Origin of the sequence: Campylobacter showae, from assembly GCF_900573985.1 — a bacterium.
GTDB classification, from domain to species: Bacteria; Campylobacterota; Campylobacteria; order Campylobacterales; family Campylobacteraceae; genus Campylobacter_A; species Campylobacter_A showae_E.
This window is the reverse complement of record NZ_UWOK01000001.1, coordinates 509,097-523,736: the sequence shown is the minus strand read 5'-3', so window position 1 is coordinate 523,736 and position 14,640 is coordinate 509,097. Positions and strand designations below refer to the sequence as shown.

The 14,640-nt window shown below is 44.1% G+C and carries 14 protein-coding genes; 7 read left to right on the top strand and 7 right to left on the bottom strand.

The features are described 5' to 3' along the window. Positions 1 to 15 precede the first annotated feature (15 nt). Both EE116_RS02765 and EE116_RS02760 read right to left on the bottom strand, forming a co-directional pair. Complete coding sequence (locus tag EE116_RS02765; protein WP_122873133.1) at positions 16 to 228, bottom strand: hypothetical protein; 213 nt, start codon at positions 226 to 228, stop codon at positions 16 to 18. Between the two features lie 185 nt (positions 229 to 413). Continuing rightward, positions 414 to 869: a DUF411 domain-containing protein gene (locus EE116_RS02760; RefSeq protein WP_122873132.1), complete on the bottom strand. Its 456-nt coding sequence runs from the start codon at positions 867 to 869 to the stop codon at positions 414 to 416. 124 nt (positions 870 to 993) lie between these two features. On the opposite strand from EE116_RS02760, the gene EE116_RS02755 reads away from it, so the two are divergent. From EE116_RS02755 to EE116_RS02745, 3 genes are all read left to right on the top strand, one after another. Further along, the gene (locus tag EE116_RS02755; protein WP_122873131.1) at positions 994 to 1,998 is read left to right on the top strand and encodes a putative transporter; all 1,005 of its coding nucleotides are present in this window, start codon (positions 994 to 996) and stop codon (positions 1,996 to 1,998) included. 24 nt (positions 1,999 to 2,022) lie between these two features. Next, positions 2,023 to 2,364 carry a hypothetical protein gene (locus EE116_RS12410; RefSeq protein ID WP_163026380.1) on the top strand — a complete coding sequence of 114 codons (342 nt, stop codon included), beginning with the start codon at positions 2,023 to 2,025 and terminating at the stop codon, positions 2,362 to 2,364. Between the two features lie 77 nt (positions 2,365 to 2,441). Then, the gene (locus tag EE116_RS02745) at positions 2,442 to 3,251 is read left to right on the top strand and encodes a M48 family metallopeptidase (protein ID WP_122873130.1); all 810 of its coding nucleotides are present in this window, start codon (positions 2,442 to 2,444) and stop codon (positions 3,249 to 3,251) included. A gap of 537 nt (positions 3,252 to 3,788) precedes the next feature. Here the strand turns inward: EE116_RS02745 and murI are convergent. Further along, complete coding sequence (murI, locus tag EE116_RS02740) at positions 3,789 to 4,733, bottom strand: glutamate racemase (RefSeq protein WP_122873129.1); 945 nt, start codon at positions 4,731 to 4,733, stop codon at positions 3,789 to 3,791. 406 nt (positions 4,734 to 5,139) lie between these two features. Here murI and EE116_RS12690 point away from each other — a divergent pair, with 406 nt between their 5' ends. Beyond that, positions 5,140 to 5,550 (top strand): GNAT family N-acetyltransferase, encoded by a 411-nt coding sequence (locus EE116_RS12690; RefSeq protein ID WP_241091618.1) that lies wholly within the window; start codon positions 5,140 to 5,142, stop codon positions 5,548 to 5,550. A 376-nt stretch (positions 5,551 to 5,926) separates the two neighbouring features. Continuing rightward, entirely contained in the window at positions 5,927 to 6,199 is a 273-nt protein-coding gene (locus EE116_RS02730; protein WP_009494895.1) for a hypothetical protein, read from the top strand. A 224-nt stretch (positions 6,200 to 6,423) separates the two neighbouring features. On the opposite strand, the gene EE116_RS02725 is transcribed toward EE116_RS02730, so the two are convergent. The 4 genes from EE116_RS02725 to sodB all read right to left on the bottom strand — a co-directional run bounded on the left by EE116_RS02725 (position 6,424) and on the right by sodB (position 12,727). Next, a complete protein-coding gene (locus EE116_RS02725) occupies positions 6,424 to 8,934 on the bottom strand; it encodes an AAA family ATPase (protein WP_206159231.1) in 2,511 nt (836 codons plus the stop codon). A gap of 149 nt (positions 8,935 to 9,083) precedes the next feature. After that, entirely contained in the window at positions 9,084 to 11,189 is a 2,106-nt protein-coding gene (locus EE116_RS02720; RefSeq protein ID WP_122873128.1) for a ribonucleoside triphosphate reductase, read from the bottom strand. 333 nt (positions 11,190 to 11,522) lie between these two features. Then, positions 11,523 to 11,888: a hypothetical protein gene (locus EE116_RS02710; protein WP_122873126.1), complete on the bottom strand. Its 366-nt coding sequence runs from the start codon at positions 11,886 to 11,888 to the stop codon at positions 11,523 to 11,525. 188 nt (positions 11,889 to 12,076) lie between these two features. After that, positions 12,077 to 12,727 (bottom strand): superoxide dismutase [Fe], encoded by a 651-nt coding sequence (gene sodB, locus EE116_RS02705; RefSeq protein ID WP_122873125.1) that lies wholly within the window; start codon positions 12,725 to 12,727, stop codon positions 12,077 to 12,079. Positions 12,728 to 13,083: 356 nt separating this feature from the next. On the opposite strand from sodB, the gene EE116_RS02700 reads away from it, so the two are divergent. Beyond that, a complete protein-coding gene (locus EE116_RS02700; RefSeq protein ID WP_122873124.1) occupies positions 13,084 to 14,082 on the top strand; it encodes a DctP family TRAP transporter solute-binding subunit in 999 nt (332 codons plus the stop codon). 6 nt (positions 14,083 to 14,088) lie between these two features. Continuing rightward, entirely contained in the window at positions 14,089 to 14,631 is a 543-nt protein-coding gene (locus EE116_RS02695; RefSeq protein WP_122873123.1) for a TRAP transporter small permease, read from the top strand. The last annotated feature ends 9 nt before the right edge of the window (positions 14,632 to 14,640 follow it).

The window sequence follows — 14,640 nt, the reverse complement described above, 5'->3', positions numbered from 1 at the left end:
TTGACGGATCAAATCCTAAAACTGCGGTTTGCCGCCGTTTGCTTTAGTGCCGTTTACGAAGTCGATCGCTATTTTTTGGCAGGCCTTTTTGTCCTTTTTATCAAGACACAAAGCCTCAAGCTCCTCGCGGCTCATACCTTTGTAATCAGCCACCGTTTTGGTCGTGCCGCCCATATAAAGCCACGTAAGAAAGCCCAAAATAAACATGATAAAAATCACTCTCGCCACGCCCGCTCCTTTGTAAATTTATTTTTAATGATACAGCGGCGGGGGTTAAATTTAGCTTGATTTTGCGCTAAATTTGACGAGATGCGGCACTCAAATTTAAAAAACAGTCTCGCGGTAAAAATCGCCGCGAAACCCGGTAAAACGATGGCCGCGGCGTTGGTAAATTTTACGCCGAACTCGCTAAATTATTTTACCTTCTTGCCGTTTTTATAGCTTGCGAAAATTTCGCTCGTACCGTCCTTTTTAAACGCGATCACATCATAGTCCTCGACGATGCCGCCCTGCTCCATGCCGTGGCTTCCCAGCGGCATGCCGGGTACCGAGATACCTACGACGTCAGCCGGTTTGGCGGCTAAAAGCGCCTTTATCTCTTCGGCCGGCACGTGCCCCTCGATAGCGTAACCTCCGACTATACCGGTGTGGCAGCTAGATAGCTCCAGCGGAACGCCGTATTTGTTTTTCGTTTCGATTATCGCGTTTGTTTTGTGTTCTACGATCTCAAAGCCGTTTTTTTTCATTATCTCGCCCCACTTTCCGCAACAACCGCAGTCCGGGCTTTTATAAACTTCGATCGTCTCGCCTCCCAGAGCCGCCGACGCAAGCGCCGAAAATAGCGCAAATCCCAAAATAGTCTTTTTCATTTTCATCCTTTGTAAAAAATTCGCCGGATTTTAACGTAATACGTATAACAGTAATCTAACGCGCGTAAATTTAGCCGGTTTTTGCTATACTTTGCGACTAAATCTCAAATTTAAAGGCAAATAGATGTTTTCGTCGTTTTTCGCGAATAAAAAATGGGCCGCGTGGGCGTATTTCGGACTCGCGGCACTGCTAATCTCGACCTACGCGCAAGTACAGATGATCGTGCTTCTAAACAACTGGTATAAGGACTTTTACGATATCTTGCAAAACGTCAAAGATCACACGATAGACGATTTTTGGACTTGCGTGCTTAAATTTGCCAAGATCGCCTTCCCATACGTTCTGCTTGCGACGATGACGAACTATTTCACGCGCCTTTGGACATTCAAGTGGCGCGAGGCGATGACGTTTGACTACATAAAATACTGGCGTAACGTCAAAACCGATATCGAAGGCAGCTCGCAACGCATCCAAGAGGACATCTACCGCTTTGCCAAAGTGGTGGAAAATTTAGGCTCGCAAGTAGCCGACGCCGTGATGACGCTCATCGCCTTTATACCGATACTTTGGGCGCTTAGCGGGCAGGTCGATATCCCGGTGCTCGGCAAAAGCGAAGGCTCGCTCGTGTGGATCGCGCTAACGGTTAGCATCGGCGGGCTAGCGATCTCGTGGTTTGTGGGCATCAAACTGCCGGGGCTTGAGTACAACAACCAAAAAGTAGAAGCCGCGTTTAGAAAAGAGCTCGTTTACGCCGAGGACGACAAGGCAAACTACGGCGCGCCCGAGAAACTCGAAGGGCTATTTCACGATCTAAAACGAAATTATTACAGGCTATTTTTACACTACGGATACTTTGATATCTGGAGATATATGTTTGGCCAAAGCATGGTCATCGTCCCGCTCATCGCGATGGGTCCTAGCGTGCTCGCAGGCACTATAACTCTGGGCGTGATGATGCAAGTCGTAAATGCCTTTAGCCAAGTGCGCGGATCGCTCGCAGTGTTTATGAACAACTGGACGGTCATCACGGAACTGCGCTCTATACATAAAAGGCTTAAGGAATTTGAGAAAAATATCGAGTACAAACGCGTTAGACTGGATGAAAATTTACAAAGCGAGCCGGCGTAAATCAGGCTCTTTTAAATTTAGCTTTTGATTACGCAGCAACTTGCTTTATTTGACTCGCGCCCATACCGCGGACCGCTCAAATTTAGCTTTGACTCGTACGCAAATTTGACGGCTCGCTCGGTTGCAAATTCGGCAAATTTAACGAACTCGCGGTTTTTAAATTTGACGGCTTGCGAGCGGCGATCAAATTTGAGTTTGCGCAGTCGCATCCAAGCCGACCAAACCGAGCCACTAAAATTTGCCGAATTTGACCCGAATACTCAAAATGCGGATCCGTTTAAACCAGCCCAAACGGAGCAATTTACGCCGCCAAATTTACAAAACTCAAATTTACCAGCCGTTTCTTTACAAATTTGCCGCCGTTAAGCCAAATTTAAACGCCTATTTACGAATTTATAGCTGTTTTAGAGGTATAATCGCCAAAATCTCGCAAAGGATGAAAAATGACGATAAGAAAAATTATTTTACTCGCCGTATTTACCGCGACGATGCTGACGGGCTGCTTCACTAGCTCGACTAGCGGCGGCGCGCTAGGCGAAAACAGACGCCAAATGTTTCTAGTCAGCGAACAGGAGATGAACGAGGCCGCAGCCAAAGCCTACGTGCAGACGCTCAGCGGCGCGCGCAAAAAGGGGGCGCTAAATATCGATCCCGTGATGACCAAAAGAGTACAAGACATCGCCAAACGCCTGATCGCGCAGGTTGGGGCATTTAGGGAGGACGCGCTCAAGTGGAAATGGGAAGTAAACGTGATCGACGAAAATACGATAAACGCGTGGTGTATGCCTGGCGGCCGCATCGTCGTTTATAGCGGCATAATCAAAAATCTCTCGCTCACAAACGGCGAGCTAGCCGCAGTCATGGGACACGAGATCGCGCACGCGCTACGGGAGCATAGCCGCGAGCAAGCCAGTACGGATATGCTCAAAAACGTAGGCATTTTCGCCGTTTCGCAGGCTGCGGGACTAGGCGATCTAGCTACCGGCGCCATAAATATGGCCGCGCAGTACACCATCTCGTTGCCGTTTTCTCGCTCGCACGAGCGCGAGGCCGACCACATCGGCACGGAGCTGATGGCGCGCGCGGGCTACGATCCTAAGGAGGCGGTAAACGTCTGGGTCAAAATGTCGCAAAAAAGCGGCGGTAGCGTGCCTGAGATACTGAGCACCCACCCGTCCAGCCAAAGCCGCATCGCCGATCTGCGCGAGGTCGCAGCCAAGCTCGAATCGGTGTATCTGCAAGCTAAAAAGTAAAATTTAGCTTGCTTAGCGGCTCTTTTAAAACGCTTGCGGCCAGCTATTTGAGACGGCCGTGCTGGCGTTTTATATATTTTGCAAGGCGGATAGAGGAGTGCAACAAGCTCAGATAATGTCCGCCACATGTTAAAAATTTAAACTCTTATTTTAAATTTGCCGCCAAGTTTTTGATTTGCTCCAAAGGCGGCAAATTTATTTTTACTTATGATTTTTGCTTGAGTCTTTTTTGGTCATCAAATTTGCTAGTAAATTTGCAAATTTGCATTAAATTTACACGAGTGTGCCGATAAATCGGCGTTAAATTTAACATCGCTGTCTATATTAAATTTACTTGCTTTGTATGCGTTTTGATTTTTTAAAACCTTGCACCCGAGCCGCTACGCCTATGCGAAATTTTGCCGCGATCTTCTTATTTGGCCGTGTTGCTTTTGATTGCCGTCGTATGGACGCTTTTTGCTCATGAGCCTTTGTCGTTTTTATCAAATTTAGCAACCTGCACCAAATTTGATAAAACGGCACGCCGTAAATATATCGCTAATCAATCTCTCGCATCGCATCGAGCCGTTTTAAAAATATCTCCACCTTGCGTAACTGCTCCGCATCTAGCGCCCTGCCCGAGTAAAAATACTCCACGCTGTTGTCGTTTGGATAGTAAATTTTACCACCGTCTCCGTCGTACTCTTCTGCACCCTGCTCGCCGCCACAGCTTTCATCGCTCCCCTCGCACTGCCTGCTCTTACCTCTTGCGTTCTGTCCACCGCTTACGTCTAGCCCGTCCACGTTAAATTTAACCTTCCGCGAGAGCAAATCCTCGCCGCGCGCAAGCTTTAGCCCTCCGCCCAGCTCGCTTGCTAGGCGATTTAGCGTGCCGCCTATGCCGTCGATGATGCGCACATGCGGGGGTAAAATTTCGCGCAAAACGTCCTTAAAATAGTTAAAATGTGTGCAACCAAGCACCAGCGAACCGAGGCGCGCGAGCTCAAATTTGCCCAGTTCCCCCTGCAGATACGCCCGAACCGCAGGGGAATCAAACTCCAAATCCTGCGCAAACTCCACGAGGCGAGGCAGCGGCAGGCTCCACGTCTCGCACTCCAGCCGCCCCACGAGGCGCGCTAGCTTTTCGCCCGCGATCGTTAGCGGCGTGGCGATGAGTAGCGTCGGGCGCGCGCCGAAGCTGTCCGCAGCGAGCTTGACGGCGGGCTCCATGCCGATCACAGGCACGCTAAATGCGCCGCGAAGCTCCGAGATGGCCGCGCTTGTGGCGGTGTTGCAAGCAACGACGATAGCCTCTGCGCCGCGCGCGACCAGAAACCCCACAGCATCGAGGCTTAGCCGCACAATCTCGGTCCTGCTTTTCGTGCCGTATGGGACGTGATCCTCGTCGGCAAAATACAAAAACTCCGCCCCGCTAAACCGCTGTAGAGCCTCGGCCAGCACGCTAAGCCCGCCGATACCCGAGTCAAAAAACGCTATTTTCAAATCTTTATCCAAGGTTAAATTTTATTCGCGATTATAGCTCAAATTTACGGCGATTTCGCCTTTGGACGCAAATTTTACCTTTTTGCGATTGCTAGACCCGCGCCTTTATCGACGTTCAAATTTGATGTTTTCGTTGCAGTTTTTAATCAAATTTGGCGTAAAATCGGTTAAATTTAACAAAAGGCTCAAAATGCAAGAAAATCTCGCCGACGCAAAATACGAAATCTCGCGCGCACTCAATGCTGATCTAGCCGCTATTGCGCGCATTTATAACGCAAGCGTTTTAGAGTAAAACGCCACTGTCACGGCTACATCCAGTCGGCATAGAGGAGCGCGAAGCGTGGTTTGACGCGCACGAGGCGGCAAATCGCCCTATATACGTGCTACGGAGATCTGCGAGGAAAATTTGGCAGGCAAAGACGGCGAAGCTAATTGCGGGAGAAAATTTGGCTCAAACGGCGAAAATTTCGGCGCGCAAAAGATAGGCGCCGCAAACCAAAAAGGCGAAATCTTAGCCTGGGGCAGCCTTAGCGACTATCATCCGCGCGAGGGCTACCGCATCACCGCCGAGATCAGTGTCTACGTCGCACCTGAGGCTCGCGGCAAGCGGCTTGGCGGACGGCTCGTAAATTTTATACTCGAAAACGTACCAAAATTTGGCGTCAAAAATGTCGCCGCGCTGATATTTTCCAGCAACGCAGCAAGCCTAAATTTATTTGCAAAATTTGGCTTTACGCGCTGGGGCGAACTACCCGAAGTCTGCGATATGGGCGGCAAAATCGAGAGTCTAACGATACTGGGCAAGAAACTTGGTTAAAATCTGCTCTGCCACAATAGGGCAAGCAGAAGCGCTTCTTTGATACGCTAAAATTTAGTCCTGCGAGACAAATGACGGAATTCAGTAAGAGTCTAATTGTCCATATAAAACCTATGAGTTTTCAAGCTACCCCCCCCAATCAAAGCACAGAGGAAAAACAAAGCGTGGCGCTATCTGCACGACGGATACAAAAATTTTACGCTTGATTTCAAGGACCGCTACTCCACTGTGCGCGCCAAACAGCAGTTCATCCTCTTTGTGGGATCACTCGGATTTCTACGGCGAGTTTTTCATCGCCAGCGTGCCCGACGACATCAAAGCGAGCTGAAGCGCGGCAAGCTTTAGCGATGCCGACAATCTGCTTTCGACCGAGTTCGTGCCGAGCTTCGACGAGTCTCTAGGTGTAAAAGATGGCAGAGACGTAAGCGACTACTACGTCACGGGCATGGATGCGCAAGGCGGGTTTGTTTATCTACTCTCGAAGCAATACTCAAGCATCCTAAAGCTCGATCCGCGCAGCAGAGAGATCGTGGAAGTTTATGGCTTTAAAGGCACAAACGACGCGCATACGCTAGCTATCAAGGATGGAAAATTTTACGTCGCGACGAGAGAAAACGGAGCAAATAAAGTTTTCGTTTTTGAGAGATAAAATTTAAGCCGTCTTTTGGGCGGCTTTTATTTCTTTAATTTCTGTAAAAAATCAATATCTTTATTGCTGTTTCTTTTTTTAAAGCTTTCTAAAATTTTCTTTTCGACTTCAGGCGACCAATATATTTGTAGATTTTCCTTCGCTCTAGTTATTGCTGTATAAAAAATATTATGCGTTATCATTTCATCAACTTCGCTACTTATTACTACTTTTACAGTTTTGTACTACAAACCTTGTGCTTTATGAATTGAAATAGCGTATGCCACATGGAACGGTACGATAGTTTCTTCATCATTATTTTCAGGATTCCCCTCCTCATCAGCCGTTCCGTATTGATTAACATAAAATTTTATCACCGATTTATCGCTGTTCTCCAATAACTCAAAATCATACTTTTGTGCATCTAGTCCAGTTATTGATTTTTCAAGTTCGATGCTAAACCAAATTTGTTTTTCTTCAGGCTCGATATTAATAATTTTTCCTTTCATATTATTGTAAATAAGCGGTTTAAATCTTTCTACCTCATTAAACAAAATGGGATCGCCGATCTTATATCTATGAAGACCCCATTCTACAGCTTTTGCTTTATTGTTTTCTTGCAAAATAGTATTTAGGTTATTAATACCATATAATCCATCGTAATTAAGACATAAAACAATCTCATCATCACTAGCTTCAAAACTTAAATCTTCTAATTTTTGCGAATAGCTTTCTCTTTGTAAAATTTCACTAATACAATCACCAAAACTTCTTACTTCATCCCAAAGTTTTAAAAGTTTTTTGTCTTTTGTTCTATATGTTTTTTCTAATGTAAAAGTTGCTTTATCAAGAAAACTCTGAGCGATTTTAAACCAATTGCCAAATGATATCGCTTCTATCTGATATATGTCTCCTACTAAAAGAATGAGCTTAAATTTTACTTTATTGAGTACTTTTTGCATATCATCATTACTTATTGTACTACATTCATCGATAATTAGAACATCGCATTTTGTGTCTGTACCCGCTATTAATTTAGCGACTGTTTTAAATTCACTATTTAGGCTCGCAGTAATACGTCTTTTTAAATTATCTACAGCAGTATTTGTATTGGCTAAAAATATTTTACTATGATCTTTAAAAAAGCGCGAGACATAATCAATTAAAGTTGTTTTGCCTGTGCCAGCTGCGCCATAAATCAAGGCGACTTTTGATTTCTCAAATAGATTAATAACAATATTTTCTTTTTCTTTATCATCAATTAGCGTCGAATTTTTCTTTATCCACTCTTTTGCAGAATTTGAGTAGTTTTGAATACCACCCTGCGTCAATTTGTCAAGCCCATCAATAATTTCGATAGATTTTTCGACATATTCTTTGATATAAAAGTGACTTTGAAATTCCTCAATTCTCCTACCAGTATGTCCTTTTAGATTCTTTTCGTTTCCTGTCCATAATTTTGAGTTAAAATGAGATCTTAGACCATCTATATTGTTGAAATTAAATTCCTTTTTATCAATAAATAGGCTTCCGCCATCTTCAATCCTGCTTTTGACCGCTCTAGCAAATAATTCATGCTCTCTTCCGCTTGTATATATGCATTCTAACAAATCATAAAAGCTAGGGTTGTGATTTATCAAAGATGTAGCAAACGGCATTTCCTCAAAGGGAAAGCATTTTGAATTTAGCTTTAAATCTGATAGGCATCTATCTTCATTATTTGGAAGTTGCTTTTTTATTACTTGATTACGTAAGTTATGCAGTAAATACCTAATTGTATTTCTACCATCTTTGGTAACTGCCTTTGCCTTATCTAAAATATCAAAAATATGCGAAACTTGTCCTTTAGAAATAATGTTTCTTTTTATATCTTGGTAATCATAACTATCAATCAAATCGACTAGGCTAATTTTCTTATGTGTCAAAAATCGCATTATTTCTTTATATTCATTTGTTTTATATATTTTTTGACTAAGCCCAAATATCTTACCAAAATTTTCCAATTCAGCCGGCCTAATGGCGACCTCCCAAGAATCAATTATTTTTACTTGCATTAATTTATCTAAAATTTCTATATTTTCATTATGAATCCATAGATTAACGGCATAATTATCAAAAACTCTAAATTTACAAAATGCAATTAATTTATCAAATTTACTAAAATTATCTACTGCATTAACAAAAGTTACTTCATAATAAATTTGTCCTTTTACAATAAATGGCTTTATTTTTGTTATGTAGTAAACGCCGTTTTCTTTATGATAATTATTTAAAATACCCTGATTTTCTAGTTTATCTGCAATCTTTTCATAATATTCCATAAATTTCTTATCTAAATTAAGCGGAAATTTGTCAAGATTTCTAAGTACTTCAATATTGTATCGCTCTCCTAAAAAATTTTTACACTCGACCAAATACATAAAATACTTAAGCATTAAACGTTCAGATGAATTTTCACTAAGTGTGTAATGCGAGACAGATTTATCTAAAAAATTATGGAAACGAATTAAAAAAGTAAAATTTCCGCCCTTTGATTTGATGTATTTAATAGCATTTTCATTAATTGTCTGCTGATACTCATTAGTATCTATTTTTTCTTCGCCGGAGTGAATTTTTTGAAAAATATACTCTACTAAATTTCTAAGCTGAGATAAGATAACTTGACTAACGAATCCTCGTTCATCACACAAGTTATTATTCGCAAGATTTTTATCTATAATTTCACAAGTTCTTAAAATTTGATCGTCAAAATCCATTTCTATCCTTAACAAAAATACTATTATTCTATAAAAGATTGTTCTTTGCAAAACAATAAGTCGGATTCTTGTATGGGGCTAAAATATACCAAAAGCCAAACACAATAAACACCATTGGGCAAAACCCAGCTTCGCCGCTCAAATTTAGCCTACTTTACGCTATTTTCAGCCTTAAATTTAGCCAAAAGTTCCTCGTCGCATTTTGGGCAGTATTCGTGCTCTCCGCTGATGTAGCCGTGCTTAGCGCAGACGCTAAAGACCGGCGTTATCGTGATGTATGGCAGCTTGTAGTTATTTATCACGCCGCGCACGAGGTCTTTGCACGCTTCAGCCGAGCTGATGCGCTCCTTCATATACAGGTGCAGCACCGTGCCGCCCGTGTAGGAGCTTTGCAGTTCGTCTTGCAAATCAAGCGCCTCGAACGCGTCGTCGGTGAAATTTGCCGGCAGCTGCGTGGAGTTGGTGTAGTAGATATTTTCGCCAAAACCGGCCTGTATGATATCCGGATAGCGCTTTTTGTCCTCTTTAGCAAAGCGATACGTCGTGCCCTCGGCAGGCGTGGCTTCGAGGTTGTAAAGGTTACCGGTGCCCTCTTGAAACTCGCGAATTTTACCGCGTAAAAACTCGATCATCTCGATCGCAAATTCTCGCCCAAAATCAGTTGCGATATTTTCCTTGTCGTTCGTGAAATTTCTCAAAAGCTCGTTCATGCCGTTGATTCCGATGGTGCTAAAGTGGTTGTTAAAGTGCTTTAGATAGCGCGCGGTGTACGGATACAGCCCTCGATCATACATCTCTTGGATAAATTTGCGCTTTTTTTCGAGCGTAGATTTGGCTAAATTTAGTAGATACTCAAGGCGAGTATAGAGCCCCTTTTTATCGCCTTTATATAAATAGCCCAGGCGAGCTAAATTTAGCGTCACGACGCCGATACTGCCCGTCATCTCCGCACTACCAAACAGCCCTCCGCCGCGCTTTAGCAGCTCGCGTAAATCTAGTTGCAAGCGGCAGCACATCGAGCGTACGTGCCCCGGTTTATAGGCTTTATCGTTTGCGACGCGGTTGCCGTTTTCATCGATCGTGTACTGGCTGCCGACGAAATTTTGAAAATAGCTCGAGCCCATTTTCGCGGTGTTTTCAAAAAGCACCTTCGCCACCTCGCTGTCCCAGTCGAAGTCCTCGGTGATATTTACGGTAGGGATCGGGAAAGTAAATGGCTGCGAGCACTTGTCGCCCTCGGTCATGATCTCGTAAAAGGCCTTATCTATGCGGTTCATCTCGGGCTCAAAGGCGCGGTAAGTCATATCCGTTAGCTTGCCAAAGCCGCGTTTTTGTGCCTCCTCAGTAAGCTCCGTATCCTCCAGATCGCTAAATATATGCCTATCCTCGCGCGTCGGAATTTGATCGCGCAGATCACTCGGGCAGGTGATGTCGATCGTTACGTTGGTAAACGGACTCTGGCCCCAGCGAGCGGGCACGTTTAGGTTAAAGATAAAGCTCGTTATTGCCTTTTTGATCTCTTTATCGCTTGGCTTGTCGCGGAAAACGTAAGGCGCAAGATATGTGTCAAAGCTGCTAAACGCCTGCGCGCCAGCCCACTCGCTTTGTAAAATTCCTAGGAAATTGGCCATCTGATACAGTGCCTCTCTAAAGTGCTTTGGCGCCTTGCTCTCGACCCTGCCGCGCACGCCGTTAAAGCCCTCGTTTAGTAGCGCCCTCAAACTCCAGCCCGCACAGTAGCCCGTGAGGCAGTCAAGATCGTGGATGTGATAGTCGCCGTTTCGGTGCGCGAGGCCTTCTTCCTTGCTATATACTTTATCTAGCCAGTAGTTGGCGATGACCTTGCCCGCGGTGTTGTTGATGAGGCCGGCGTTTGAGTAGCTGGTATTTGAGTTTGCCAGGATGCGCCAGTCGGTGCCGTTGATGTACTCGCTGATGGTTTGGGTGGAGTTGATGTAGGTGGTGTCTTCGTTTAGTCCTAAAATTTGCTCGCGCTGAAGCTTGTGCGTGTGGCGGTAGAGCATAAAGCTCTTCATCACATCGAAGTGTCCCGCGTTAAAAAGCGCCTTTTCGATGTAGTCTTGCACGTCCTCGACGCTCAAAACTTCGCTGTCAAACACGTGCCCCATCACGTCTAAAAAGACCTTGTCGTCGTACTCTTTGGACTCGCTTTCAAAGGCTTTTTTGATCGCATCTTGGATTTTATACGGGAGGTATTCTTGCTTCGTGCCGTCGCGTTTTAGGATAAATTTCATTTCATTCCTTACGTTAAATTTTGATGATAAATTTGACGAAAGTATAGGCAAAGTTGGCTTAAAATTTAGTGACCGAAATTTGCTCTCCGGGCATTTTAAAAATGTCATTTTTAAGTTTAAAATCGCTTTGAAAGCGCGTATATTTAGGTGTTTTATAGGGAGCTAATAAATTTTAAGACAAAGCCATTTTTGATAAGAGATATTAAATTTGAGCAAATTTGAAAGCAAGCTAAAAAACAAGCGAAAGTTCAGATTTGACGAGATTTTGCGGGAGTTAAATTTGGTAAATTTGAAGGGGTAAAAGTCCCGCCGTAAAATTCGGCGGGAAAGTTTTTATTCGTCGTATCTTAAGAAAATATCCTCGCCGCCTTTTGCAAGGTTTAGGATACCTTCGCCGCGTTTAAACGTTATCTCTGTACCGATATCGTCGTTCGCTAGTCTTACGCCGCTTGCCGTAACTGCGTTTTTAAGGTTGATTTTGTGACCTTTGCTGTCTACTAGCAGGGCTGTGTTAAATTTATCGGTAGAGCTTAGTCTTACGACATATTTCGGGTCGTTTACGCCCGTAAATTTAATAACTTCAGCTTCTGATTTGGTGATTTGTGCTTTGTTTGCACTCTCGCTTTTGTGCGCGTGGCAACCGCTAAGCATAGCAACTGCAGCAAAAGCCGCCAAAGATGAAACTAAAAACTTCTTCATTTTCGTCCTTTTTTGTGAAATGAGACTCGAATATTACTTCAAAATAGTTTATATAAAGTAAACTTAGCCAAGAAGGAGTCCTCGTTCAAGGCTAAGTTTACTCGCGGGCTTACGCTTATTTAGAAAATAAGCCGCCGCAAATTTATCGCCGACCCTAAAAAACTCGCGAAATCGGCGAATTTTTGGCATTAATGGCAGCCGCAACCGCAGCAAGACTTCGCGCCGCCGTGAAGCTCGGTAACGTAAAATTTAACCGAATTAAGCCCCTCTTTTAACGCCCATTCGTAAGCGCTTGAGACGAAATCCCAGTTGATATTTTCAAACAGCTTCTCCAAATACGCAGGGCGCGCATTTCTATGATCGACGTAGTATGCGTGCTCCCAAACGTCCGCGACTAGAAGCGGCACGAGGCCGTCCGTTACCGGAGTTTGCGCGTTGCTTGTTTGTACGATTTGCAGTTTGTCCTCTTTTGGGTTGTAAACCAGCCACGCCCAGCCTGAGCCAAAAAGCGTAGTCGCAGCCTTTAAAAACTCCTCTTTAAAATTTGGAATATCTTTTTCTAGGCGCGCCTTTAGCTCGTCGCTCATTTGGCTTTTTTTCGCGATGCAGTCCCAGTAAAAGTCGTGATTATAAACCTGAGCCGCGTTGTTAAACACGCCGCCGGAGCTTTTTACCAAGATATCAAAGAGGCTAGCGCCCTCAAACTCAGTACCTTTTATCAAATTATTTAGGTTATTGATATAGGTTTGGTGGTGTTTGCCGTGGTGGTAGTTACAGGTTTCCTCGCTGACAACGGCGTTTGCTTTCGGATCGAAAGGCAGTTTTCTAAGTTCAAACATAATTTTTCCTTTGTAATAAAATTTATCCGTATTATAGCAATAAAATAGTAATTAATTTATTAACGCGCAAACAAACCCGCCGATGCTTCCGTTTTGTCAAATTTGACTCGTCTCGCCGCACGAAAAGATCAAATTTGATAAAAATAATGTGTATTTTAGTAACATTTAGTCTTTTTAGCGTTATATTTTACTTTGGCTTGCTCTCAAATTTAACGGTCAAATTTGAGATGTTGTTACTTATTTACACACAAATTTGAAATTTATTGCAAAAAGTCGAAACATTTTAACGCAGCCGCTTTTTTATGAATTATAATTGTACCTAGCTGATTTAGCTAATCTTTACAAAAGGATCACAGATGAAAATTAAGTTACTTTCCGCACTGCTTCTTTCTTGCGCGCTTGCGGGCAGCGCATGTGCCGCAGGCAAAACATACACGATCAAATTTGCCCACGTCGTGGCTGCCTCTACGCCAAAAGGCAAGGCTGCGGACTTTTTTGCCAAACGAGTCGGCGAGCTTAGTGGCGGAGCGATCAAGGTCGAGGTATATCCGGCTGCATCACTGATGGACGACGATAGGGTTTTTGGAGCGCTAAAGCTTGGCAACGTACAGATGGCTGCGCCTAGTTTTTCTAAATTTACACCGATAGTGCCGCAGTTTCAGCTTTTCGACCTGCCGTTTATCTTTAGAGATAACGCCCATCTTTACGCTGTTCAAGACGGCGAAGTCGGACAAGCTCTAAAAGATATGATTGCTAAAAAAGGCTTTATCGCGCTTGATTTTTGGGACGCGGGATTTAAGCACTTTAGCTCAAGCAAAAAGCCTATCGTAGAGCCTGCGGACGCTAAGGGACAAAAATTCCGCATCCAAAGCTCAAAAGTGCTTGAAGAGCAGATCAAAGTAGTCGGCGGCAACCCGCAAGTATTGCCTTTTTCGGAGGTTTATCCGGCCCTTCAACAAGGCGTAGTCGATGCGACCGAAAACCCGCTGTCAAACTTCTACAACTCCAAATTTTACGAGGCTCAAAGCTCTCTAACGCTCTCTAGTCACGGATATTTGGGATATTTAGTCGTTATGAGCGAGAAATTTTGGAAAGGTTTGCCTGATGATATGAAGGCTCATGTAACGCAAGCTCTAAAAGAAGCTACGGTATTCGAGCGCGAAGAGACGGCTAAGGAAGAAGAGCATATTTTAAGTGAGCTTAAAAAATTCGCAAGTGAGACCAAAAAGCTTGAGATCATCGAGCTAAACGCCGATCAAAAGGGTAAATGGGCAGAGGCTATGAAGCCGATTTATTCAAATTTCTATAACGTAATCGGTCAAGACCTAGTAGAAAAAACGATAAATACGAAGTAGGCTTTTATGGGTAAATTTTTTGAGATTTTAGATGTCGGCATCGCCTCGGTAAACAAAACCGTAGCGGTGCTAGGCATCGCCGCAGGTACGCTGTTAGCCTTCGTCAACGTCGTGATGAGGTATTGCTTTAACACGGGCTGGTCGTGGGCCGGCGAGCTAACCAACTACCTTTTTATCTGGTCAGCGTTTTTCGCCGCCGCTTACGGCTTTAGAAAAGGCATACATATCTCGGTTACGATTTTGATCGAGAGATTTCCCGCTCCTATCGCCAAGGCTTACCTCATCTTCGCAAACATCCTAACGACGGTGTTTTTGATGTTTATAGTAGTTTATAGCGTGCAGTATCTACAGGTGTTGATCGAGCTTGATTTCATGAGCGTGGATCTAGGCGTGCCGCAGTGGGTGCCGATGCTGGTACTTCCGATAGCGTTTTTGGGTGCCAGCTACCGCGCCGGAGAGAAAATTTTCCAGATCGCTATGACGCCTTCGGATAAAGTCATCGTAAATAACGAAGCCGAGATGATACGCGACTCGGTCAAGAAAAGCTAAGGAGAGCCT